Below are 22,199 nucleotides of genomic sequence, written 5' to 3'. Positions count from 1 at the left end.
CGCCTACGGAAACACCACCAAAGAGATCCAGCCCGGATCTGACGGCGGCGACGCCGGCACCACGGTTTCGGCGTTCTATGGCCCGAACGCCAACGGGGACTGCGTGGGGCATCCGGAGTGGGCTGGTTTGGAATGCTCCACGGCGATGGCCGCCGCGCCCAGCGGGGGTTCGGGGTCGAACATCACCACCGTTTCGGCGTATGACACTTTGGGCCAGCCAGCCGCTTCCGTGGATACGTTCAACGGTGGCACCCGCACCACGACGGTGTCCTATGACGACGCGGGCAGACCCACCGGCACCACCGTCACCGGTGGAACATCGACGGACAAGGCGGTTCCGGCGGTCACTTACGGCTATGACGCCGCCACGGGTTTGCCGGTTTCCGCGTCGAGCGCCGCGACCGGGAGTAACCCGGCGGCGAGCGTGTCGACCGGCTATGACTCGTGGGGCCGGGAGGTGTCTTACACCGACGCGGGCGGGGTCACTTCGGCTACGACGTATGACGCTGGCGGGTTCACCGATACCACCGGGGATGGTTTGACTACGACGAAGTGGTCGTGGAACTCCGACACCGACCACAGGGGCCTGGTTTCGGGCGCGGACTATCAGCTCCCGGGTTTGCCGGACACTTCCACTGTGTCGTACGACGCCGCCGAGGATCCCACAGTCACCGAGTTGAACGGTGTGGTGTCCGCAGCCAAGACCGACGCCGCTGGGGCACTGTCCTCCCTTGTCTACACAACGGCCGCCTCTGGGGATCGGTCTTTGGGGGCGGGGAACGGTTTGATCGTCGGCTACGCCCAAACCACCGATGGTTTGGGCCGCGCCCGAGTACGGGACACCACCACGGTCGGTGCCCTACAAGCCGATGGTGACTTGCCTGGTTCGCGGTCTGTGGCCGAGTACGACCACGCGGGGCGCCTCACGGGCGCGTCGATGTGGCTGGGATCCACGTGCCTTTCCGAGGAGTTCGAGTATGGGGTTGAGTCCACCAGGCCCACGACGACTACGGGCACCACGAAAGGGGTGGATTGGAAGGCTGATCCGGTGAAGGACTGCCCGACACCGGCCAAGACTTACACCACGAGTCGGGTGTTCAACTCCATGGCGCAGATCGTGTCCGGGACTACACCTACGACCAGCAGTTCGGGCAAGGTCACCGGCAGCGCTGCTTTCACTTACGGTTATGACTCCCTGGGCAGGGTGACGTCGTTACCGGGCGTGGAGACGCCAGTGGTGAACGATGGCGCGGTGACCCAGACGTATTACGTGGATGATTCGGTGGCGTCCAGCATCAGTTTCGACACCGGCTCCGACACGTGGCTGGTGCGCCAATACGGTATGGATCCGATTGGCCGGCAGGACACGACCACCGAAACCACCGTCACCAAGGCCAAGGCCAAGACAGCGAAACAGGCCCTGGCTCAGGCACGGAAGGCCAACGACAGCGCTGTTACCACGAGGCATTACGGCGACGCCTCGGATTCGCCCACGTGGGCCGCGGACACCGGTGGGACCACGACGCAGTGGCTGCCCGGAATCGACGGCGGTGTCGCGGCGATCCTGACAACAACCGGTAGCGGCGATGACGCCACCACCACCGGGGTAGTGCCCGTGGTGAGTCCCCATGGCGACAACACCAACACCCTGCCCCTGACCGACAATCAGACCAGTACCAGGGTCGGCGCGGGGGACGGAACGATAGACGGCCTCGACTTGGACACCTGGGAGCTGTATGACGCCTACGGGCACCCAATCAACAACACCGTCAGCACCAGCGGCGTAGCGAACACGCTCGAGCCCACCGGCAGTGCGGCTTCGACCGATGTGTCCGGCGGTGACCGCTACGGATGGCTCGGCGCCTACCAGCGGCCCACCTCCCAGGCCACCGGACTGATCCAAATGGGAGCCCGACCGTACAACCCCAACACCGGCCAATTCCTATCCACAGACCCCATCCGGGGCGGCAACGCCAACACGTACACCTACCCTGTGGATCCGGTCAATCAATACGACCTAGACGGGCAGGCTGAGTGGCTTGAGATTGTCGCGTGCGCGTCGATAGGCGCCGTGCAATGCAATAGCGCGAGGAACATCACGAACTACCTGGAAGAGAGAGAGCCGGGCGACGGCAACATTCAGAATGCGCGTCGGCACTTCATATGGAACTTCATGCTGATGGCTCAGATCGGTCGATGGAGGACAGCTCGAATCACGGGCGCGCATGAGGGCCTGGTGGACCGGGGGAACAAGTCCGCGATGCGTGACTCGCGGAGGGACAGGAGGAACAACCGTCTCGTGCGGAGGACCCAGTATGAGAATGCCCAGGCGACAGACCGCATCGGTCGATGGTGGTTGGACATTCTGTACAACGCTGCGCAAAAGGAGTTCTACCAGGCCTGGAATGGGGACCAATCCATCAGGTCGTTCTGGTGTAGAAGCAGGGGGGAGAAGGGACGGGTTGTCCGCTGCTCACCCGCACTGAGGTACACATGAAAGCCCCCCGGGAGCGGAGATCGCTGCCTCGCAGCGTGTTGGCTGTCGTCACGGCTGTGCTAGTCGTTGTCATCTCCGTCGGCGCGGTGTGGATGGCGAACTTGGTGTTCACTCTTGGCTTTGCGTTCGTCTCGGACGACCAGGACTGCTGGCCCGGCGAGTCTTGGGAGTCCTCGATGGCCGACCTGAGGGGCCTGGTTCCCAGATCTGCCACGGACGTGGTGGAGGCACGCGGCCCGGCTGGCATGTTCTCCTTCTGCGTTGACGTGTACCCGGACGTCGTGTTTCGTTTCGTGGGGAGCCGGGAGTCCTTGAGGCGGCAGGTGGCCGAGAACGCGGAGAAGAGCGGATGGAATCCGGCGTCCTCTGAGCCGCGCTGTTTGGAGAAGACCATCGCCGGGCTGACGACTCATCTGTTCGTTCACGGACCGACACGGCGTGGGTACGCGTGGATCGACGCCAAGGCCCTCTCGCGTCCGGACCCGGACGAGGGATGCCTCAGGGCCGAAGTTGGCTCCGCGCGATGAGGGTTTGGGTGCCCTTGGCGCCGCCTGATCGAGGCGGAGATCGGGCCACTGGACGCCCTGGTGCCGGCCTGATCGCAGGCGCTGTGCGTACCATGAACGGTCCTGCAATCGTCACTATGGGTGGTGTTGATGAGTTGGCATGGTGGGCGCCGACGAACACATGCGGTGGCAGTAGGCGTGGTCGGCGTGTTGAGCGGCGTCACTGGATGTTCGGTGGTTCCTGTCCCGGAGCCGAGCCCTCCTGCGCCTCGGGCTGACTTCCAGGTTCGTCCGGTCCTGAGAAAGGCAGCCCGACTGGGCTGCGTGGTTACCCTGACACCTCAGCCGCCGGATCGGCGAATCGCCGGATGCGACGAGAGCGGGCGCGTGGTGGTTTGGCTGGGCCCCGCGTTTGTGACGGAAGCTGACGTCGCCTCAGCTTCCGCAGCTACTACTGCGGACGGGGTACCGGTCGTGGAGGTTCGTCTCGATAGCCGGGGGGCAGTCGCTTTGCGCGAAGCGAGTCGCAGGCAGGTGAATCTACGGCCGCCGAAGAACGAAGCATCCATTGTGACCAGCGGCCGTGTCAGGGCGAGCTTCCCATTCCGCGAGCCCGTCAGCGGTGGCGCGCTGGAAATGCACGGGTTTGACAGCCTTCAGGAGGCTGAGGAGTTCGCGGCTGCGCTGGTGGGAGCAACCCCAACGGCCCCCGGCTAGTTGCGTCACCGCAGAGGAGAGGGCCATGCCGCGAAGGTCGGCTAGACCCACGGCCAAGGCGCCTGGATGACTCCCGCGCCACCGAGGATCACCGTCGGCCTCCACGACGACAGCGACATCCACCGAGCAGGCCGCTGCACTGTCATCAACCTGGCTGCGCAACACAACCAGTTCTCCATTGCCGACACCACAGTTATAGATAGCACGGTATACTTATAACATGGAAGTGCTTTCTCAGGTACGAGTAGCGGAACTCACTGGCATGGCGCCGTCCAACGTCTCGGCGTACCGATCTGGCAGATTGGTGGAGGGAGCTCTAGTCCGCTCCCGGCTCAGCCTGGTAGCCAGGCTGCCGGGCGATAGTTCGTACCGAAGCAGGCGCTATCTCACGATGCCAGCTCTGGCGACGCAGATCAGAAAGATGGTCCGGGAGGACGAATCTGAGTCCGCGATGGTCCGGTTGCTGGCCCAGGCCACCACCCACTTTCACCGGCTCCAGCTCCCGGAGGACCGAGATCTCTTCCTGGCGGAACCGGGAACTACTCGCTCGGAGCTATGGGACGCTTGTATCTCCGCGCTGGCTGAACGACTAGCCCGGCAGGCCGGTCTAGAAACACCCGCATGGGCCATGCGACTTGGGAGTCGCCTGGCCCGATGGCACTGGATCTGCACCCCGGAGTTGCGAACGGTCGCCCTTCGCGAGACTCCGGGTGAGTTCAAGGCAAGACGGGTCGTCCTCTCCAGTAGGAACCTGGACTCGGTATGACTTCCTACCTGCTGGACGCGGCCACCATCGAGACGTTGCTGGACGAGCTGAACGACGAGTTGGTCGCTCGGGATGTCCTGGGGGAGCTGTACATCGTCGGTGGCGCTGCGATGACGCTGACGTATGCCCATCGCTCGGCTACCGATGACGTCGATGGTCTATTCGGGCCTGAAGAGACCATCTACGACGCGATGGACGAGGTTGCCAGGAGACATCGACTGGATCCGGGCTGGTTGAACAACCAGGTCGCTGTGTCGCACTATCTCCCTGATGGTGTTCCGGGCGGGGACCTGGAGGCGATCGTGCTCCGGGAGCCCGCCGACGCCTCCAGCGGCCTTCGGATTCTCATTGCGTCCCCTCGCTACCTGCTCGCCATGAAGCTACTGGCCGCCAGGGACATCAGGGACCAGGATGACGTGAACATCCTGGTCCGCTCCATGGGGCTCACGTCGGTGGACCAGGCGCGGGAGGTATTCGAAGACCTCTATCTGGGGAGGGAGATGGGGCGCAACGCCGAGGCAATGGTCCGGCACGCGCTCCAGACGAAGCCACCTGTGGTTGCCCTCGGTAGTCGTGCAGTACCCGCGGGAAGATGGTCCCGTTGTGGAGCCACCACTAGTTCCGGTAATCCCTGCTCCAGACTGGTCCGGCCGGGAACGAAGTGCTGGCAACATCGTTGGTGACGCCCTCTGATCACGAGCAACGCGAAATGCCGACGATCAGTCCAAAGGCCTTAACTGAGCCAGTCAGGAAGGCGGGTCAGACCCGCGAGCCCTGTCTCCGACGCATTCCTCATCATGACTGTCAAGTTGTCTGTGTAAGGCGTGCGGATGCCATGGCAGGCTGATCCCGTGATGGACATACCGGAACCGGTTTCCGTTCCCGAGCGCGAGCGGTCGCGCTGGGTGGAACTGGTGACCGTGATAGACGAAGCGCGCGATCGCTACTACGGCGCTGACCGTCCGACTCTGTCGGACGCGGAGTACGACGAGCTATTCCAAGAGCTGTTGGAGATCGAGCGGCGGTTTCCGGAGCTGGTCACCGCTGACTCGCCGACGCAACTGGTCGGCGGCGCCCGGTCAGGGATGTTTGAGCCAGTGCAGCACCAGCAGCAGATGCTGAGCCTGGATGACGTCTTCGATCTTGATGAGCTGGGCAGGTGGCTGGATCGGCTCGCGCGAGAACTCGGCGAGGTTCCCGCACTGCTTTGCGAGCTGAAGGTCGACGGGCTCGCTGTGGACCTGGTGTACAGGTCCGGGGAACTGGTGTCGATGGCCACACGCGGTGACGGACGGGTCGGCGAGGACGTTACCTTCAACGCGCAGTATCTGGCTAGCGTGCCGCGGCGGCTGACGGAATCGGAGGCTCCGGCGCCGCAGCTACTCGAGGTGCGCGGCGAGATGTTTTTCGACAACGCTGAGTTCGCCAGCCTCAACGACGAGATGCTCGACCTGGGACGCTCGCCATTCGCCAACGCGCGCAACGCCGGCGCCGGGACGTTGCGGCAGCGAATTGATAGGCGCGTCGAGGACCTAAGATCCGCCGAGCGCGACCTTGCAGGCCTTGGGAAGGCGGGAAGGGGCGCTGACAGAGCGCGCGGTCATGTTGACAGGTTGCGGTCAGAACTCGACCACGCGATCCGACGGATCGGCCGGATGCGGTTCACCGTCCACGGGATCGGCTCCACGGAAGGATGGCATCCAGATCTGCAGAGCCAGGCCTACGGATGCCTCGAGCGGTGGGGCTTGCCCGTCGCGTCGACGAACGAGGTGGTAGGAAGCCGGACTGACGTCGTGGAGTTCATTTCTCGCCAGGGCGAGCGTCGGTTCGACTTCGACCACGAAATCGACGGAGTCGTCATCAAGGTCGATGACGTCGGGCTACAAAGGCGGCTCGGACAGACGTCGCGCACCCCGCGCTGGGCGGTCGCGTACAAGTACCCCCCAGAAGTGGTCAGGACCAGGCTGTTGGACATTCGCGTCAATGTCGGGCGCACTGGCCGTGTCACGCCATTCGCGGTCATGGAGCCCGTGCGCGTCGCGGGTTCGACGGTTTCCATGGCCACGCTGCACAACGCCCACGAAGTCACCCGCAAGGGCGTCCTGATCGGTGACATGGTGTTCCTGCGCAAGGCTGGGGACGTCATTCCGGAGGTCATAGGCCCGGTAGTGGAGGAACGTGACGGCTCGCAGCGGCCGTTCGTGATGCCCGATAGATGTCCTGAATGCGGGTCGATCCTCGCGCCGGAGAAGAGCGATGACGTTGACCTGCGCTGCCCGAATTCGCGGCTGTGCCCGGCACAGATCCGGGAGCGCCTGTTCCATGTCGGGTCTAGGGGAGCTTTGGACATCGCGGGGCTTGGCTGGAAGGCTGCCGTCGCTCTCATGGAGTGCGGGCTCGTGGATGACGAAGGGGACTTGTTCTCGCTCACTTCAGAAGCGCTGGCGACGTGTGACTTCTTCACCAAGGAGAAGCCCGGGGACGGCCGTGGTTTGGCCGCGAACGCCGAAGCGCTCTTGTCGCAACTTGCCCGAGCCAAGACGAAGGCGCTGTGGAGAATCCTGGTCGCGCTCTCAATAAGACATGTCGGCCCCACTGCCGCCCGCTCGCTGGCGACGCGGTTCGGTTCGCTGGACGCGATCAGCAGCGCTGACGTGGCCGAACTCGCGGCTTGCGACGGGGTCGGTCCGGTGATCGCCGAGGCGATCGTGGACTGGTTCACTACCGACTGGCGAATGGCGATCGTGGAGAAGTGGCGCGCCTGCGGGGTTCGCATGGCGGAGGATGCCGCCGACTCCCTGCCCCACACGCTGGCTGGGCTAACGATCGTCGTTACCGGTTCGCTGGCTGGTTTCTCCCGCAATCAGGCCGAGGAGGCCATCGCCGCCCGAGGAGGCAAGGCGGCGAGCTCAGTGTCATCCAAGACCGACTACGTGGTCGCGGGCGAGAATCCGGGATCCAAGCAAGCCAAGGCGCTGGCCCTGTCAGTGTCCGTTCTGGGCGAGGACGGCTTCCGGGCACTACTGGACAGCGGCCCGCCCGCGCGGGACTCGGCGCCCACCGGGGAACAGGGCGACTCATAGGATGGCGTGGTGCCCGACAGTTCGATCACCCGCGAGCAGGTTGCCCACTTGGGGCGACTCGCCAGGCTTTCCCTGAGTGATGCGGAACTGGACCGCTACGCTGGCGAGCTAGGGCAGATCCTGGCGGCCGTGGCCACTGTCTCCGAGGTGGCTACCGATGACGTGCCAGCCACATCTCACCCCGTCCCGATGATCAATGTCTTCCGCGAGGACGAGGTTCATCAGTGTCTGGACCGTGACACCGTTCTGGCGGGGGCGCCAGCGGTTGAGGACGGCAGATTCCGGGTTCCCCGGATTCTGGACGAGGAATCGTCGTGACGGACCTGGCGCGGCTGTCGGCGGCGGGTCTGGCGGCGGAACTAGCCGCTGGAAACGCCTCATCGGCGGAGGCGGTCGCCGCTTGCTTGGACAGGATCAATGACGTCGATGACAGGGTCCACGCGTTCCTTCACGTAGACGCCGAGGGCGCTTTGTCCGCGGCCCGTCAGGTGGATCAGCGCAGGGCTGACGGTGATGACTTGCCGGTTCTGGCTGGCGTGCCAGTGGCGGTCAAGGACGTGCTGGCGACCCGGGGAATTCCGACGACCTGCGGGTCGCGGATCCTCGACGGCTGGCGGCCGCCGTACGACGCGACCGTCGTCACCAGGCTGAGGCGCGCGGGCCTGCCGATCCTGGGCAAGACGAACATGGACGAGTTCGCGATGGGATCCTCGACCGAGCATTCAGGATTCGGCCCCACCCGCAACCCCTGGGACCTCGACCGCATACCTGGAGGCAGCGGGGGTGGTTCAGCCGCCGCGCTCGCGGCGTTCGAGGCGCCGCTGGCGGTTGGCACTGACACCGGCGGTTCCATCAGGCAGCCGGCGTCTGTCACGGGCACTGTAGGAGTGAAGCCGACCTACGGAGCGGTCTCGCGCTTCGGCCTGGTGGCGCTGGCGTCATCTCTTGACCAGGCAGGGCCATGCGCCCGTACTGTCATGGACGCGGCGCTGCTGCATGAGGTTATGGCGGGTCATGATGCGAGGGACTCCACATCGTTGCCCGAGCCAGCTCCGGACGTAGTAGCGGCGGCGCGCGAGGGGGATGTTTCGGGTCTGCGGATTGGCGTCATCGCTGAGCTTGGCGGCGAGGGATACCAGCCGGGAGTACTGGCCAGCTTCATGCGGGCACTGGATGTCCTGTCGGGACTGGGGGCCGACATCGTCGAAGTCTCATGCCCGAGCTTCGATTACGCATTGGCCGCTTACTACTTGATCCTTCCCAGCGAAGCCTCGAGCAACCTGGCCAAGTTCGACGCCATGAGGTTCGGGCTGCGGGTTGGCGATGATGGAGATTCCAGCGCGGAGCAGGTGATGGCCGCGACCCGGGAGGCCGGATTCGGCCCGGAGGTCAAGCGGCGCATCATGCTCGGCACCTACGCGTTGTCCTCTGGCTACTACGAGGCGTACTACGCGCAGGCCCAGAAGGTTCGCACGCTCGTGCAGCGCGATTTCTCGGCTGCCTTCGACACCTGTCACGTCCTGGTCTCGCCCACCTGTCCAACGACGGCGTTCCGTATCGGCGAGAAGGTGGAAGATCCTTTGTCGATGTACCTGAACGACATCGCCACGATCCCGGTGAACCTGGCGGGCAACGCGGCATTGTCGATGCCGATCGGCCTTGACGCTGGCTTGCCGGTCGGCTTGCAGATCGTCGCCCCCCACCGGCTCGATGATCGCCTCTACAACGTGGCCTCCGCGCTTGAGGCTGCCCTTGATGCCCGCAGGGGCGGGCCAGTGATCGGGGAAGTGGACCTGTGAGCGTTCAGTCCTGCGTTGTCGATTTCGACGAGGCGATCGCCCGCTTCGACCCGGTCATTGGACTCGAAGTCCACGTCGAACTTGGGACCGCGTCCAAGATGTTTTGCGGTTGCCCCACGGACTTCGGAGCGCCCGCCAACACGCACACTTGCCCAGTTTGTCTGGGGCTGCCAGGGTCCCTGCCAGTGGTGAACCGGATGGCCGTGGAGTCAGCGATCCGTATCGGGCTGGCCCTGAACTGCTCGATCGCCACTTGGTGCCGGTTCGCGCGGAAGAACTACTTCTATCCGGACATGCCGAAGGACTACCAGATCAGCCAGTACGACGAGCCCTTGTGCGTCGACGGGTACCTGGACGTCAAGGTTGTGACAGATGACGGTGCCCAGACGGTCCGCGTGGGGATCGAACGGGTCCATATGGAAGAGGACACCGGCAAGCTCAGTCACGCGGGCGGAGCCACGGGTCGCATCCACGGGGCGGACTACTCGCTGGTCGACTACAACCGGGCCGGCGTGCCGTTGATCGAGATAGTGACCAAGCCCGTTCCCGGCACCGGGGGACTCGCGCCCGCGGTTGCCCGGGCGTATGTCGCCGAGCTGCGCGAGATCCTCAGGGCGCTTGAGGTATCGGACGTGCGGATGGAAGAAGGATCGCTGCGGTGCGACGCGAACGTGTCGATCGCGCCATCCGGTCAGCCGTGGGGGACGCGCAGCGAGACGAAGAACGTCAACTCCCTGCGTTCTGTCGAGCGTGCGGTGAGGTTCGAGATCGGTCGGCAGGCGGCTGTGCTGGACTCCGGCGGCAGAGTCCATCAGGAAACCCGTCACTTCCACGAAGACTCCGGGACGACAACACCGGGGCGATCTAAGGAAGAGGCGGAGGACTACAGGTACTTCCCAGAGCCTGACCTGATGCCGATGGCGCCGGATGAGGCATGGGTGGCCGACTTGAAGGCGGGGTTGCCGGAGATGCCCGCTGTCCGCCGTGAACGACTTCAGCAGCAGTGGCAGATCAGCGACTTCGACATGCAGTCCGTGATCAACGCCGGAGCCCTGGATCTCGTCGAGGCAACGGTGGACTTGGGAACGGGCCACGCGGCGGCGCGCAAGTGGTGGCTGGGGGAACTGGCCAGGGTCGCGAACGAACGTTCAGTGGACTTGAGCGAGATCCCGGCGTCTCCGAGAGATGTCGCCAGGGTGGATGCCCTAGTGCGGGCGGGGACTCTGAACGACAAGTTGGCCCGTCAAGTGTTCGAGGGGATTCTGGCCGGGGAAGGGGATGCCGACGCCGTGATCCGCGACCGCGGTCTTGAGCTGGTGTCCGATGATGCCGCGTTGGCGGTGATCCTGGATGAAGCGATCGCCGGGAACTCCGACGCGGTGGACAAGATCAAGGGCGGCAAGCCGCAGGCGGCTGGAGCGATCATCGGCGCCGTGATGAAGGCGACGCGGGGGCAAGCCGACGCCGCGCGCGTTCGGCAGTTGCTCATGGAGCGCCTGGGACTCGGCTGAGGCGGACCGGCGTAGGCCTGTCCGGCCCGAAGCCACGTGAGGTGGAACGCTTCCGCCCCCAGCCCCTCGCCGATGCGGCCGTTCCTGACAAACGCGACCGTTACAGCAAGAAACGGGTGTTGCAACGGGCGCGTCTGTACCCAAACATTCGCGTTTGTTGGGAACGGCCGCTTCGGCAGCGGAATAGCTGAACTTCGGTCCACAGCGCGCCAGAGTCAGCAGGGCCGTGACCAGGCCGACAGGCTGAGGCGCTTCATCTGCCCACTCAAGCCAAGGCGACCGGTCACGCGGCAGAGGCGCTTCTGGCTCACCCCCCCGTACTCGATGACGATCACTGCCTTGCCGCTGCGAACGAACGGCCTGTAGCGCCCGCATTCCCGGTAGGTGACGCACTCTTCGTTGAGGGCCCAGTCGAATGCCGGTTCGAGATCCTTCACCAGTCCCACGGCGTTCTTCAGGCCCGGTGACAGCGCGTTCTTCCTGGCGATGCGCGCCAGCATCTTGTCGTACTTGATCTGGTCTGCCCGGCGCAGCGGGAATCCGGTGTTGTTGGCGTATCCGTCCACATTGTCGAACTCGATGCCGTCGAATCCCTTCCGCGCGCAGGCCCGGGCTCGCCGGGTCATGATGGGTCTCAGGACCCCGCGCTTGCGGATGTCCAGCCATCGCTCATCTGGCCAGTCCGGAAGCTGTTCGCCGATCACGCGGGCCGGGAACTTGGCCGCGTCCCGACGGTAGTTCTCGAACGTGCCCGCGCTGACGTAGCAGACGACCTCGATGCCGCGAGCGTGCAGTTTGGTGACTCGTCGGGCTCGCGTGTCCTCCCCGTCGATCTCGACGACGTCTGTCCCCGTCGGCACGCGCAGCTTGCCGCTGAACTGGATGTGGAACGTGTCCCTCCCCCTTCCCGCCTCTTCGAGGCGGGTGGGGGTACCCCCAGGCTCGAGCACGGGCTCGGGGTGCGTGGCGTTGGCGATCGGAGTCCCAGCAACTACAGATAACCCGAGCAGGACCGCCCCCAAGAGCGAACGGATCGTCGCTCTAGGTATCGCTTCCCTGGTCACTCTCCTCATTTTCCCCCCGCAGCAGGCTCAGGTCCAGGTCGTCCAGCTTCAGATCAGCCGCGCGGGCGTTCTCTTCCAGGTGGTCGGGACGTTTGGTTCCGGCCAAGGGGACGATGTGCTCGCCTTGCTGCGAGACCCAAGCCAGAGCGACTTGGGCCGAGGTCGCTCGCTTGTCCCTCGCGACGCGCCGAAGCCGGTCGATCCATACGCGGTTTTCGCGAAGGCCGTCGGGGCTGAAGTCGCCGAGTTTCGACCGCAAGTCAGTCCAAGCGAATCTTCGGGCAGGGTCCAGCGTCCCGGTCAGGTACCCGCGACCCAGTGGACTCGTCGCGAGCACCCCTATCCCGCGTTCGCCGCACCAGCGCACTACGGCCTCGTTGCCCTGCGCCCAAAGCGAATACTCGACGAACACGGCTGTGACGGGGAATATCGCCTGAACGAGCTCCAGGACAGCGATGTCATCAGTCATGATGCCGAGCGCACGTACTTTGCCGGCGGCGACGAGGCCAGCCATGGCAGACCACGAGTCCTCCACCGGCACCCCGGGGTCGATTGAGTGCAAGGAGTACAGGTCTATGTGGTCCGCTTGGAGGCGGCGCAGCGAAGCATCGCACGCTGACACGATGTGATCAGGTCGGCCGTTGCGCAGCACAGCCCCGTCCGATCGGCCAACCAGACCCACTTTGGTTGACAGCACCGCCGCTCCCCGGCGGGACGCTAGGGCCCGTCCGACGAGCAGCTCATTTGTGAACGGACCGTAGGAGTCCGCGGTGTCGATCAGGGTCACGCCAAGGTCGATGGCCCTGCGTACCGTCAGCTCGGAGCGTTCGTCCTGTCGCTGATCCACGTCGTAGACACCGGTCATGGACATACAGCCAAGCCCGATCCGGCCGACTTCAAGCCCCCAGCTGCCGATTCTTCGTGGCGTTACGTGCATGGGCAGACTCTATGCCGCGCTCGCCCGATCGCGGAATCCCCCATATGGCTTCCTGCTCAGATCAGGGCTGGACTGGGTTCACGCACTGCGGCAGTGACTCCAGGCTGAAGCCCTTCTTGATCCACCATGGCATCAACTGGCGAACCGCCGCCACTGTGTTCTGCCGCAGTTGCGGTCCGTCGTGAATGATGATTATCGCCTTGTTCTTCGACGCGGCGCGCAGAGACGCCATCAGCGTCGAGACAGGCGGCACGGTCCAGTCCGCGGCCGAGAGGTCTCCCAACACGGTGCTGTATCCCTCTTGCTTGCTGATGCGGCGCACGCGGTCGTTCGTGGCCAGGTAGGGAGGTCGCATGCACGGGCCCATCCCCGGACCCACCACGTCGGCGGTCTTGCTCAGTTCCTTGCGTACCGCGTCGTCGGACAGCGTCGTGAGGTTCGGGTGGTTGTACGTGTGATTCCCGATCGCCTGGCCTCGCGAAACGATGTCCTTGACAACGCCGGGGTTGACCCTGGCGAAGGCTCCATAGATGAAGAAAGTCGTCTTGGAGTTGTACTCCTCGAAGATGTCCAGGATCTGTCGAGTGAACGGAACAGACGGTCCATCGTCGAATGTCAGATAGAGAACCTTCGACGGCTTGCTGCTGTCGCTGGGCGAAGGCGACGGGCTGGCCTCAGACGGGGATGCGCTTCCGGATGCGCTCGTTGACTCGGACGCCGTGGGGCTCTGGGGGGCAGAGCCAGCGGGCGCACACGCGGCGAGGATCAGGGCGCTGACGGCGGCGACGACTGTGAGCGGGAGTTTCAGCACGCCCCAGTGTCGCATCCGGCGCGCGCCCGGGCGGTGAGCGGCAACCGTGTCGCAACCGTCGAAGTAGGCTTGCGGGCATGCCTTCAATACCTGATATGAAACCGCGAAGCCGCGAGGTGACTGACGGAATGGAGCGGGCTCCCGCCAGAGGGATGCTGCGTGCCGTTGGAATGGCGGACGAGGACTTCGCCAAGCCGCAGATCGGGGTTGCCTCGTCCTGGAACGAGATCACGCCGTGCAACTTGTCATTGAAGAGACTGGCGCAATCCGCCAAGGAAGGTGTCCACGCAGCGGGTGGGTACCCATTGGAGTTCGCGACAATCTCCGTGTCGGACGGCATCTCGATGGGGCACGAAGGCATGCACTTCTCGCTCGTCAGCCGAGAGGTGATAGCCGACTCGGTCGAGACTGTGATGCAGGCCGAGCGTTTGGACGCCATGGTCACCTTCGCCGGGTGCGACAAGTCCCTACCAGGGATGCTCATGGCCGCCGCGAGGCTGGATGTCGCCAGCGTCCTGGTCTACGCGGGATCGATCCTGCCCGGCAGGGTCGGGGACCGCGATGTCACGATCATCGACGCGTTCGAGGCAGTCGGGGCCTGCGCGCGCGGCCTGACTACACGCGATGAGGTCGATCGCATCGAGCGGGCTATCTGCCCTGGCGAAGGCGCGTGCGGGGGCATGTACACCGCGAACACCATGGCCAGCGTCGGCGAGGCGATCGGCATGTCGCTGCCCGGATCTGCGGCTCCGCCCGCAGTTGACCGTAGGAGGGACGGGATAGCCCGGCACTCGGGTGAGGCTGTCGTTGGACTTCTGCGCAGCGGGATCACGACGCGGGACATCCTGACCCGGGAGGCGTTCGAGAACGCGATAACGGTCGTCATGGCCCTGGGCGGTTCCACGAACGCTGTGCTTCATCTGCTGGCGCTGGCTCACGAAGCCGATGTGCCATTGGATATGGAGGACTTCCACCGGATCGGATCTGAGGTGCCGCTGCTGGCCGACCTGAAGCCGTTCGGACGGTTCGTAATGAGTGATGTGGACAGGGTGGGCGGCGTTCCTGTGGTCTTGCGGGCTCTGCTGGACGCTGGGATGCTGCACGGCGACTGTCTGACGGTTACGGGCAGGACCATGGGCGAGAATCTGGCCGACATGGACGTGCCCCAGCCTGACGGTTGGGTCCTTCATCCGGTTAGCGCGCCGTTGATGCCCACTGGTGGCATCACGATTCTGTCTGGCTCGCTGTGCCCGGACGGGGCCGTGGTGAAGAACGCGGGAGTGCCAGTTGATGTCTTTGAAGGGGTGGCCCGCGTTTTCGAGCGAGAGCAGTCCGCCATGGCTGCGCTGGAGGACGGCACGATCCAGGCGGGGGATGTCGTTGTCATCCGCCAGGAGGGGCCCAAGAGCGGACCCGGTATGCGGGAGATGCTGATGATCACAGGCGCCATCAAGGGCGCCGGATTGGGTAAGGACGTCCTCCTGGTGACGGACGGGCGCTTCTCAGGCGGTACGACCGGTCTATGCGTCGGACACGTGGCACCCGAATCCGCCGACGGTGGGCCGATCGCTCTGGTCGCTGACGGAGACAGGATCCGCGTCGACATCGCGAGTCGCCGCCTCGATCTGCTGGTCGAGGAGGAGGAAATGGCTCGGCGCCGTGAGAACTGGGAGCCCGCGGAGCCCAGGTACACGCGCGGCGTGTTGCACAAGTACACCCAACTGGTCGGTTCGGCGTCGAAGGGCGCCGTCTGCGACTGAGCTAGCCCCGTTCCTCGCGGCGCGTGGCCAGGCTCTGCTTCAGGGCCGCCCCGGCCACGGCGGACACGCCCAGGATCAGGATCGCGGCGATCTGCCAGGCCCAGCTGTCAGATGGCCCCACCGGGTCCATCGTCATCACGTAGGCAGCGCTGCCATCAGCACCTTTCGGTTGTCCATAGGGGAGTGCCTCCGGTGCCCTGGCGCTGGCGGCTGCGAGCCACGCGTTCGCCAGCGCGGGCTGCTGCGACGATTCGATGACGGATTCCAGCATCTTGCGCGTTCCCTGCTGCTGCAGTTCCTCGGCTCCGGATGCCAGATCTCCCGCGCCGGTGGTGGCTTGGCCCGCTCCCTCGGTCAGTGCTTTGAGAGCTGCCGCAACCTCGACTGACCCAAACGCCACCTCGCTGGCGCCGGCCGCCAGCTTGTCCGTCGCGCGCGTGAGTTGGCGCGCGCCCGCGTCCGTCGCGTCCAGACCGTTGGACAGGGCCAGGTTGCCAGCGGCCAGTTCCTTGGCTCCGGCCAGAGCCGCGTCACCGCCCTTGTCAAGGATCTTCGTAGCCGCCACAGTCAGCCTCAAGGCGTCGACTAGCTCCGTCAGTCCCTCTACCAGGCCCTCCTCGCCTGGCACGTAGGAACCGGAGCGCAGGGCCACGGAGACTTCGAGGATGCCCGCTCTTATCTCCTTAAGAAACTGTTCGAAGTAGTCCAGAGCCACCGCAATCCCTTGGGCGCGGAGGAGCTCCGTGTCGGCCAGGACTGATGCGTCGGTCAGGTCGTCAGAGACCGTACCGGCGTCGGCGGCCGCAGTGCTGGAATCGACGCGGGCTTGCTCCATGTCCGCGCACTGCTGGGGAGTGATCGTCGGGGGTGTCGGGCACAGTTCCACCAGGAGCGCGTCCAGCGCGTCAGTCGCGTCATCGGCGCGGTCCCTGGCCGTGCCGGAAGTGATCGCGCTGGTGTCGATGGTCGCGAAGATTGGGGCAAGGTTCGTGGCGAGAGTCTCGGCTTGAACCGTGAGCACTTGTGCCGCGAGAACGGCCCCCCGTATCGCTTGCACGAGCGTGATCGAAGCGGTTGGCGTTGGGATCGGGGTCGTCGTGGGGATCGGGATCGGTGGATCCGTGGGGGAGCCAACAGCCTCGGACAGCTCGACGGTACCGCTCTTGAGCTTCTTCGCGCCATCCCTGATCTCGGGCAGCGCGGTGTTCGCCAGGATGTCCAGTCCAGCACTGAGCGCCGCCAGCCCCACGGCCAGCTCCTGCGCGCCCGAGTACAGTTCCCCGGCGCCATCGGCGGCAGTCCCGACAGCGGTCGTAAGCTCGCCCTGGCCGACGGCTATGGCGCTGGCGCCGACTGCGACCTGGATCGTGCCAGGCACGAGCTGATCGGAAACACCATCGCTGGCCTTGCCGAGGCCTTGGTCGAGTTCGTACAGTCCGGCTGCCAGCTTCGCGGCTCCGTCCGCCAGAGACAGGGTGCCGTCGTCGAGTTTGCTCACCGCGTCGGTCAGCTCTTTGTTTCCATCCAGCGACTTGCCGAACATGTCCGCGCTGAAGGCGACAGCAGGGTCCTGGTTCGTTGACACGGGGGCCGCCGCCAGCGTGGTCATGGGCACGACGGCGGATTCGGTGGTGGCGCCGAAGCTCACGACCTGCCTGTAGTCGCCAAGCGGCGGATACAGCAGCAGGCTCCATGTCAGGACTGTGTTGCCCTTGCCGTCGGTGGAGGCGACCGCGTCCTTGCTCGATGTGATGTCGTATTCGCCCGGCAGGACCGTGGTGAGCGTGCCTACGAACGGGGCGAAGATCGGCTCCTCGCTCTCGTGGCTCTTCCCGGAAGAGTCGGTGTAGCGCAGCTTCTGCTGTTTGACGTCGACGTTTGTGACCGTGAATCTGATGGTCACATCGCCGGACGCTCCGACGACGTCTTGTGGGTCAACGACCTGACCGTTCAGAACGTACTCGGCGTGCAGCGCCACCGGGAGTGTCCGGTCGAATTCGGCCTTCGTGATGATGACGACAGGCTCCTGGCCGCCCACGGTGACCTCGATGCCCTTGCCTACGACCGTGGGCTGTCCGCGCCTGTTCAGGTAGGCGATGTTTGACGTGGAAGTCGGATCGACGATGGTCCGCTGCGGGCCGCCGGAGCTGCTGACCCGGCTGATCAGGTTGGCCGTTACGGGCAGCCCCAAAGGATCTAGGGACGCCACCACGAGCTCGTCGTTGCGCAGGGTTCCCTCGGCCGGGGTGTTGCTGTCTCCGGCCAGCGCGTTGGTCGCGGACCAGGGCGCCGAGCCCGCCGGGCTGGACCCAGTTCCGGAGTCACCTGATGCTTGGGGCTGTCGGCCCGTGGCCGAAGGGCCAGCCAGGATCGCGATGCCCACAAGGGATAAGGAAATCGCGGCGATGAGCAGGCGCTTCATGATGAGACGCTCGTCGGGTGTTCGCGGTGGCGGGACTTGCGCTCGGCCGGATAGTCACGCGAATCCTTCGCCGAGTCCATGATCCTGCGCACCAGGAGCGCGACGGTGCCAGCCAGCGCCGCCGGGACCATTGCGCTGAGCACGAGATCTCCGGCGCTGCCCGAGGACTCGGCCGCGGACGAAGCGAACGTCACAGTCATGATGATGCCGCCGACCATCAAGGGAAGGCCGTAGCTCCGCAGTTTGGGCAGTGTCGCAAGGAGGGCGGTCCCAAGCAGCGCCCAAGCGGCCATACGTCCTGGGACCTGGGCGACAGGCGCGATCACGATGCCGAGTATTCCGTAGCCGATACCGACGCAGACCGCCCCGCAAAGCATCACCAGTATCCTCACGCCCGGCAGGCGCCCCGACCCGGCGAGGCTGCGAGGCAGCCAGACCGCGAGGCCTCCGCCGAGAGCCGCGACCGCTATGGCGACATCCTGGAACGGCGCGGAGTCGGCGGGTTGCCTCATCCGGCTTCCGACGAACCACGCGACGAATACGCCTATCAGGATTGGCAGAAGGGGCGTCGAGGGTCGCGCCTTGACATCCGTGGTTTCCGGCGGCGGCTCGTCATGGGGTCGGTGGATCGACTCAAGCTCAGACGGGTCACCCTCGACGTGCAGGGCGGGAACGATCCGGTTCAGCCACCTCGGGAGCCACCAGGTCCACTTGGCTGCCAGCACCATGAGAGCCGGGACCAAGATGCACCGCACGATCGTGGCGTCGACGAGAACAGCCGTGCTCAACCCGATGCCGAACATTTTCACTATCGCGTTTGGCACGAGGATGAACGACGCGAAGACCACGACCATGATGGAGGCCGCCGACGTCACGACTTGCCCGGTGTCGGTCAGCCCGCGCCGCACCGAGGCGACCATGTTCCCGGTGCGGGACCAGTGCTCCTGGAACGACGTCAGCAGGAACACCTCGTAGTCCATGGACAGGCCGAAGAGGACGGCGAACATCATCATCGGTACATACGATTCGATGGGAACCAGTTCTTCTATGCCTATCAAGTGAGCGCCCCAGCCCCATTGGAAGACCGCGACGACAACGCCGTATGCGGCGGAGATTGAGATCAGGTTCATCGCGGCAGCCTTGATGGGGATGACCAAGGAGCGGTACGCGACCATCAGCAGCAGGGCCGAGAGCGTAGCCACCCCGATGATGAAGTACGGCAGTCGTTCACCGATCTGGCCGGTCAAGTCCATCTGCAGAGCCGTGAGCCCGCCGACGTGCGCGTTCATGTCCTCCCCCTTCGTATCCTGGGGTAGGACTTTCGCGCGCAGAGCTTCAACTAGAGCTTGCGTCGCGGGATCGGCTGGCCCTGTAGTTGGGGTTACCTTGATGCCCGCGACTCCTCCGTCTGGGCTGACATAGGGCGGACTGACGTTCTCGATGCCGGGTGTCTTGGCAAGGTCGGCCGCCAGCCTGGTCAGCCGGGGGTCCTGTGCCCGGGGATCCCCGGAGCCGGACGATAGCTTCGCGTTCTTGGGCGGCTCAGCCGCTCGGTTCATCTGCACGACTACGAGCAGTGGCCCAACCGAACCTGGGCCGAACGCGTCGACCATCATCTGGTTGGCCTGATAGGCGGTCGTATCGGGAGGCAGGGCTGAGTCATCAGCCTGACCGAACGACATCGATGCCATCGGACTGGCCAGGATGAGCAGGACGACAGTAGCGGTCACCGCGTAGCGCCATGGCCGACTCGTCACCGAGTCCGCTATCCGAGCCCAGGATCCTTCGTCCAAGTGCGTGTCGCCCTCGTGGATGGCGTGAATCTGCTTCTTGCGGAGGACTCTCTTGCCAAGCAGCCCGAAGATGGCTGGGACCAGGGTGAGGGACGCCGCGACTGCCACGGCAACCACGATCGCGGCCGAGTAGCCGAGCCAGGCCAGGAATGAGATTCCTGTCAGCGACAGACCGCACACCGCCAGGATCAGGGTGCTGCCGGCGAACACCATGCCCGCCCCGGCCGTGCCCGCTGTGCGACCGGCTGAGTCGGCCACTTCGAAGCCCTTGAGCAACATGACCCTGTGACGGGTCACCAGGAACAGCGCGTAGTCAATCCCAACGCCGAGCCCGATCATCGTTCCCAGTGTTGCCGCGACGTTGGGAATGAGGACAATGCGGCCGAGAAGGCTCACTATCGCCAGTCCGCACCCCACGGCGAAGATCGCGTTGACGATGGGAATGAACGCCGCCTCGGGGCGTCTCAGTGCTATTAACAGGACGATGACAGCCGCGATGAGGCCCAGTATCTCGCTCTTCTTGGTGTCGGTGCTCGAGATCGCTTCGCCGAGAATTCCTCCCATGGCAACTTTGGCTGTCGGCGATATCGCCTGCGCTTCCTTGGTCGCCGTATCCAGAATCTCCCGGGCCTTGTCCGGCTGGCCGATATAGCGATCATTGACCGTCACGTTGAGTATCGCGGTCTTCTTGTCGTCAGATAGAAGGCTCGGTTGTTCCGCTGGTCCGGTCACGCTGACTACGCCGTGGATCCGCGTGACGGACTTGGACACGTTATCGAGTATCTGTTTGCCGTCGCCGCTGGCCAGGCTCATATCCGCCGAGATCGCCACTGGGCTGGCGTCCGAGGCGACTCCAGGGAAAGCCCTGCTCATCAGCGTCAACGCGGTCGCGCTATCGGTTCCCTCTAGGGAGAATTCCTGCCGACCAGACTGGGGGACTGCCATGTTCGCGCCGCTTAGGGCCACGAGGGCGATGATCCACATGGCCAGCACGAGTTTGGCGTGCTGGGCGCTCCAGCGGCCTATGAAGTACAGCCGACGTGTCACCCCCCGATCCTGCCGCCTCGCTCGTGCCTGCGAGAAGGAACGGTCGAATTGCCGTCGTGGCGTGGCTCGCGGGATCGCGTGCTAGTCACGGGCCGCGGCCCTGCGCATCAGGTGTAACAAAGGTTATAATCATCGTATGGCGAAGTTGAAGGTGCGCCGGATCGGCGGGTCGCTTGGAGTGCTCCTTCCCAGGAGCGTCATCGAGGCCGTGGGCGTGGGGGAGGGCGACTATCTGACACTGCTGGAATCCGCTGCGGGTGAGATCACGTTGTCCGTGTTCGACCCGGAGGTCGAGAAGCAGATCCAGGCCATGGAGAAGGTGAACGCCCGCTACAGGAATGCGTTGAAAGCGTTGGCGGACCGGTGAGCGAACCCGAGTGGGTTCACCCGTCGGTTGTCACCGCGATCCACGCTGACCAGTTGGCCCGGTATGGCGGGACACCTGGAGTACGCGACGCGGGCGCGCTGGAATCCGCGCTACTCCGACCCCGCAACGCTTGGATGTACGAAGGTGTCAACGACGTTCCGGCGCTGGCCGCGAGGTACCTGGTGGCTCTGGCTAGGGGTCACGCATTCATCGACGGAAACAAGCGCACGGCATTCGTTACCGCGTTACTCTTCTGCGAATGCAACGGCGTAATCGTTCAAGGTGACGAAGCTGGAGCCGTCGACTTCGCGGTGAGGGCCGCCACTGGCGACGCTGCCGTTGCTGAGATCGCGACGTGGCTGCGCGACCATGGGCGGCCACACTGAGTGTCTCGGTCGCCCGCTTTCCTGCCTCGATCAGGCAGAGGACTCCTGTCCTTTTGGCTATGGCCCCGGGCGACCACCGCGGCGAGGTGCCTCACACAAAGTGAGCGCGAAGTGTGGCCGGGGCCTCCCGGCACCGAAAGTCTGCTCATCACGCGAGGAAGCCGAGGCCTGGCAGTTGCGCCAATGTCGCGCGGTCGGTCGATTCAGGGGAGAGCAATTCGAAGTCCGCGAAGTCGAAGCCGGGACACACAGCGCACGTCACGAGGGTGAAGGTCCCCCTGCTGCGGGCCGCCTGCCAGACACCCGCGTCGACGACTCCGGCGGCTGGCAGATCCGGCGGTGTACCCAGCACGGTCTCCACGAGTTCGCCGGGGTGGGTATACAGGCTTAGGGGATCACCCGCCACGTGGTTCCAAATCTCCTCGGACGCCACCCGGTGCCAGGTGCTGTGTTCGCCAGCGCGTAACAGGTAGTAGATCAACGTTCCGGCTACTCGCACGGCAGCATCGGAGCGGGTCACCTGGTGTTGGCTACGGTGGATCTCTGCGAACCAACCACCCTCGGGGTGCTGTTGTAGGCCCAGATCTCTGATCAAGCTCTCTGCATCGGCCACAGCCGCAGCCTATCGACGGGAAACAGGCCGCAGTCGAGAATCCCGCGCTGCGGCTGATCTTCGACCACTTCGCGCACCGACCGCTGAGTAACTGCCGGGTCTATTCCTCAGGACTCTGGA

Annotated in this window: 18 protein-coding genes; 12 read left to right on the top strand and 6 right to left on the bottom strand. The window is 64.8% G+C overall.

The genetic code is table 11. The features are described 5' to 3' along the window. From Q8P38_01730 to gatB, 9 genes are all read left to right on the top strand, one after another. Positions 1-2,497, top strand: a 2,497-nt coding sequence (locus Q8P38_01730; GenBank protein ID MDP4013332.1) for an RHS repeat-associated core domain-containing protein, incomplete at its 5' end; no start/stop codon positions are given. Between the two features lie 35 nt (positions 2,498-2,532). Further along, positions 2,533-3,024, top strand: a complete 492-nt coding sequence (locus Q8P38_01725; protein MDP4013331.1) for a hypothetical protein — start codon at positions 2,533-2,535, stop codon at positions 3,022-3,024. A gap of 303 nt (positions 3,025-3,327) precedes the next feature. Beyond that, positions 3,328-3,720, top strand: coding sequence for a hypothetical protein (locus Q8P38_01720; GenBank protein MDP4013330.1), 393 nt, complete (start codon positions 3,328-3,330; stop codon positions 3,718-3,720). Between the two features lie 220 nt (positions 3,721-3,940). Beyond that, positions 3,941-4,486: a hypothetical protein gene (locus Q8P38_01715; protein MDP4013329.1), complete on the top strand. Its 546-nt coding sequence runs from the start codon at positions 3,941-3,943 to the stop codon at positions 4,484-4,486. Further along, a complete protein-coding gene (locus Q8P38_01710) occupies positions 4,483-5,169 on the top strand; it encodes a hypothetical protein (GenBank protein MDP4013328.1) in 687 nt (228 codons plus the stop codon). Before Q8P38_01715 ends, Q8P38_01710 begins: the two co-directional genes overlap by 4 nt. A gap of 147 nt (positions 5,170-5,316) precedes the next feature. Then, complete coding sequence (ligA, locus tag Q8P38_01705; GenBank protein MDP4013327.1) at positions 5,317-7,569, top strand: NAD-dependent DNA ligase LigA; 2,253 nt, start codon at positions 5,317-5,319, stop codon at positions 7,567-7,569. Positions 7,570-7,593: 24 nt separating this feature from the next. Further along, positions 7,594-7,887: an Asp-tRNA(Asn)/Glu-tRNA(Gln) amidotransferase subunit GatC gene (gatC, locus tag Q8P38_01700; GenBank protein MDP4013326.1), complete on the top strand. Its 294-nt coding sequence runs from the start codon at positions 7,594-7,596 to the stop codon at positions 7,885-7,887. Continuing rightward, a complete protein-coding gene (gene gatA / locus Q8P38_01695) occupies positions 7,884-9,368 on the top strand; it encodes an Asp-tRNA(Asn)/Glu-tRNA(Gln) amidotransferase subunit GatA (protein MDP4013325.1) in 1,485 nt (494 codons plus the stop codon). Before gatC ends, gatA begins: the two co-directional genes overlap by 4 nt. Further along, positions 9,365-10,879 carry an Asp-tRNA(Asn)/Glu-tRNA(Gln) amidotransferase subunit GatB gene (gene gatB / locus Q8P38_01690; protein MDP4013324.1) on the top strand — a complete coding sequence of 505 codons (1,515 nt, stop codon included), beginning with the start codon at positions 9,365-9,367 and terminating at the stop codon, positions 10,877-10,879. The genes gatA and gatB overlap by 4 nt, the downstream gene beginning before the upstream one ends. A 215-nt stretch (positions 10,880-11,094) precedes the next feature. Here the strand turns inward: gatB and Q8P38_01685 are convergent, their stop codons facing one another. The 3 genes from Q8P38_01685 to Q8P38_01675 all read right to left on the bottom strand — a co-directional run bounded on the left by Q8P38_01685 (position 11,095) and on the right by Q8P38_01675 (position 13,691). Beyond that, positions 11,095-11,952: an endo alpha-1,4 polygalactosaminidase gene (locus Q8P38_01685; GenBank protein ID MDP4013323.1), complete on the bottom strand. Its 858-nt coding sequence runs from the start codon at positions 11,950-11,952 to the stop codon at positions 11,095-11,097. After that, a complete protein-coding gene (locus Q8P38_01680; protein MDP4013322.1) occupies positions 11,921-12,880 on the bottom strand; it encodes an aldo/keto reductase in 960 nt (319 codons plus the stop codon). The genes Q8P38_01685 and Q8P38_01680 overlap by 32 nt, the downstream gene beginning before the upstream one ends. A 61-nt stretch (positions 12,881-12,941) precedes the next feature. Beyond that, positions 12,942-13,691 (bottom strand): polysaccharide deacetylase family protein, encoded by a 750-nt coding sequence (locus tag Q8P38_01675; protein MDP4013321.1) that lies wholly within the window; start codon positions 13,689-13,691, stop codon positions 12,942-12,944. A 95-nt stretch (positions 13,692-13,786) separates the two neighbouring features. On the opposite strand from Q8P38_01675, the gene ilvD reads away from it, so the two are divergent. Beyond that, a complete protein-coding gene (gene ilvD, locus Q8P38_01670) occupies positions 13,787-15,451 on the top strand; it encodes a dihydroxy-acid dehydratase (GenBank protein ID MDP4013320.1) in 1,665 nt (554 codons plus the stop codon). Position 15,452: 1 nt separating this feature from the next. Here the strand turns inward: ilvD and Q8P38_01665 are convergent, their stop codons facing one another. Together Q8P38_01665 and Q8P38_01660 are read right to left on the bottom strand one after the other, a co-directional pair. Continuing rightward, positions 15,453-17,873, bottom strand: coding sequence for a hypothetical protein (locus Q8P38_01665; protein ID MDP4013319.1), 2,421 nt, complete (start codon positions 17,871-17,873; stop codon positions 15,453-15,455). Next, positions 17,870-20,713, bottom strand: coding sequence for an MMPL family transporter (locus Q8P38_01660; GenBank protein ID MDP4013318.1), 2,844 nt, complete (start codon positions 20,711-20,713; stop codon positions 17,870-17,872). Before Q8P38_01660 ends, Q8P38_01665 begins: the two co-directional genes overlap by 4 nt. Before the next feature lie 136 nt (positions 20,714-20,849). On the opposite strand from Q8P38_01660, the gene Q8P38_01655 reads away from it, so the two are divergent. Next, positions 20,850-21,080 carry a hypothetical protein gene (locus Q8P38_01655; GenBank protein ID MDP4013317.1) on the top strand — a complete coding sequence of 77 codons (231 nt, stop codon included), beginning with the start codon at positions 20,850-20,852 and terminating at the stop codon, positions 21,078-21,080. Then, entirely contained in the window at positions 21,077-21,466 is a 390-nt protein-coding gene (locus Q8P38_01650) for a type II toxin-antitoxin system death-on-curing family toxin (GenBank protein MDP4013316.1), read from the top strand. The genes Q8P38_01655 and Q8P38_01650 overlap by 4 nt, the downstream gene beginning before the upstream one ends. 148 nt (positions 21,467-21,614) lie before the next feature. Here Q8P38_01650 and Q8P38_01645 read toward each other — a convergent pair whose 3' ends face one another. Further along, entirely contained in the window at positions 21,615-22,079 is a 465-nt protein-coding gene (locus Q8P38_01645) for a cupin domain-containing protein (GenBank protein MDP4013315.1), read from the bottom strand. Positions 22,080-22,199: the final 120 nt, after the last annotated feature.

The sequence above is a fragment of the Candidatus Nanopelagicales bacterium genome (genome assembly GCA_030700225.1).
Taxonomy (GTDB): Bacteria; Actinomycetota; Actinomycetes; order S36-B12.
The sequence above is the reverse complement of the archived record's forward strand: the minus strand, read 5'-3'. Positions and strand labels throughout refer to the sequence as shown.

Coding starts and splice junctions, on each gene's coding strand:
- Q8P38_01715 (MDP4013329.1), top strand. CDS start 3,941: ATGGAAGTGCTTTCTCAGGTACGAGTAGCGGAACTCACTGGCATGGCG.
- Q8P38_01710 (MDP4013328.1), top strand. CDS start 4,483: ATGACTTCCTACCTGCTGGACGCGGCCACCATCGAGACGTTGCTGGAC.
- ligA (MDP4013327.1), top strand. CDS start 5,317: ATGCCATGGCAGGCTGATCCCGTGATGGACATACCGGAACCGGTTTCC.
- Q8P38_01685 (MDP4013323.1), bottom strand. CDS start 11,952: ATGAGGAGAGTGACCAGGGAAGCGATACCTAGAGCGACGATCCGTTCG.
- Q8P38_01680 (MDP4013322.1), bottom strand. CDS start 12,880: ATGCACGTAACGCCACGAAGAATCGGCAGCTGGGGGCTTGAAGTCGGC.
- ilvD (MDP4013320.1), top strand. CDS start 13,787: ATGAAACCGCGAAGCCGCGAGGTGACTGACGGAATGGAGCGGGCTCCC.
- Q8P38_01665 (MDP4013319.1), bottom strand. CDS start 17,873: ATGAAGCGCCTGCTCATCGCCGCGATTTCCTTATCCCTTGTGGGCATC.
- Q8P38_01655 (MDP4013317.1), top strand. CDS start 20,850: ATGGCGAAGTTGAAGGTGCGCCGGATCGGCGGGTCGCTTGGAGTGCTC.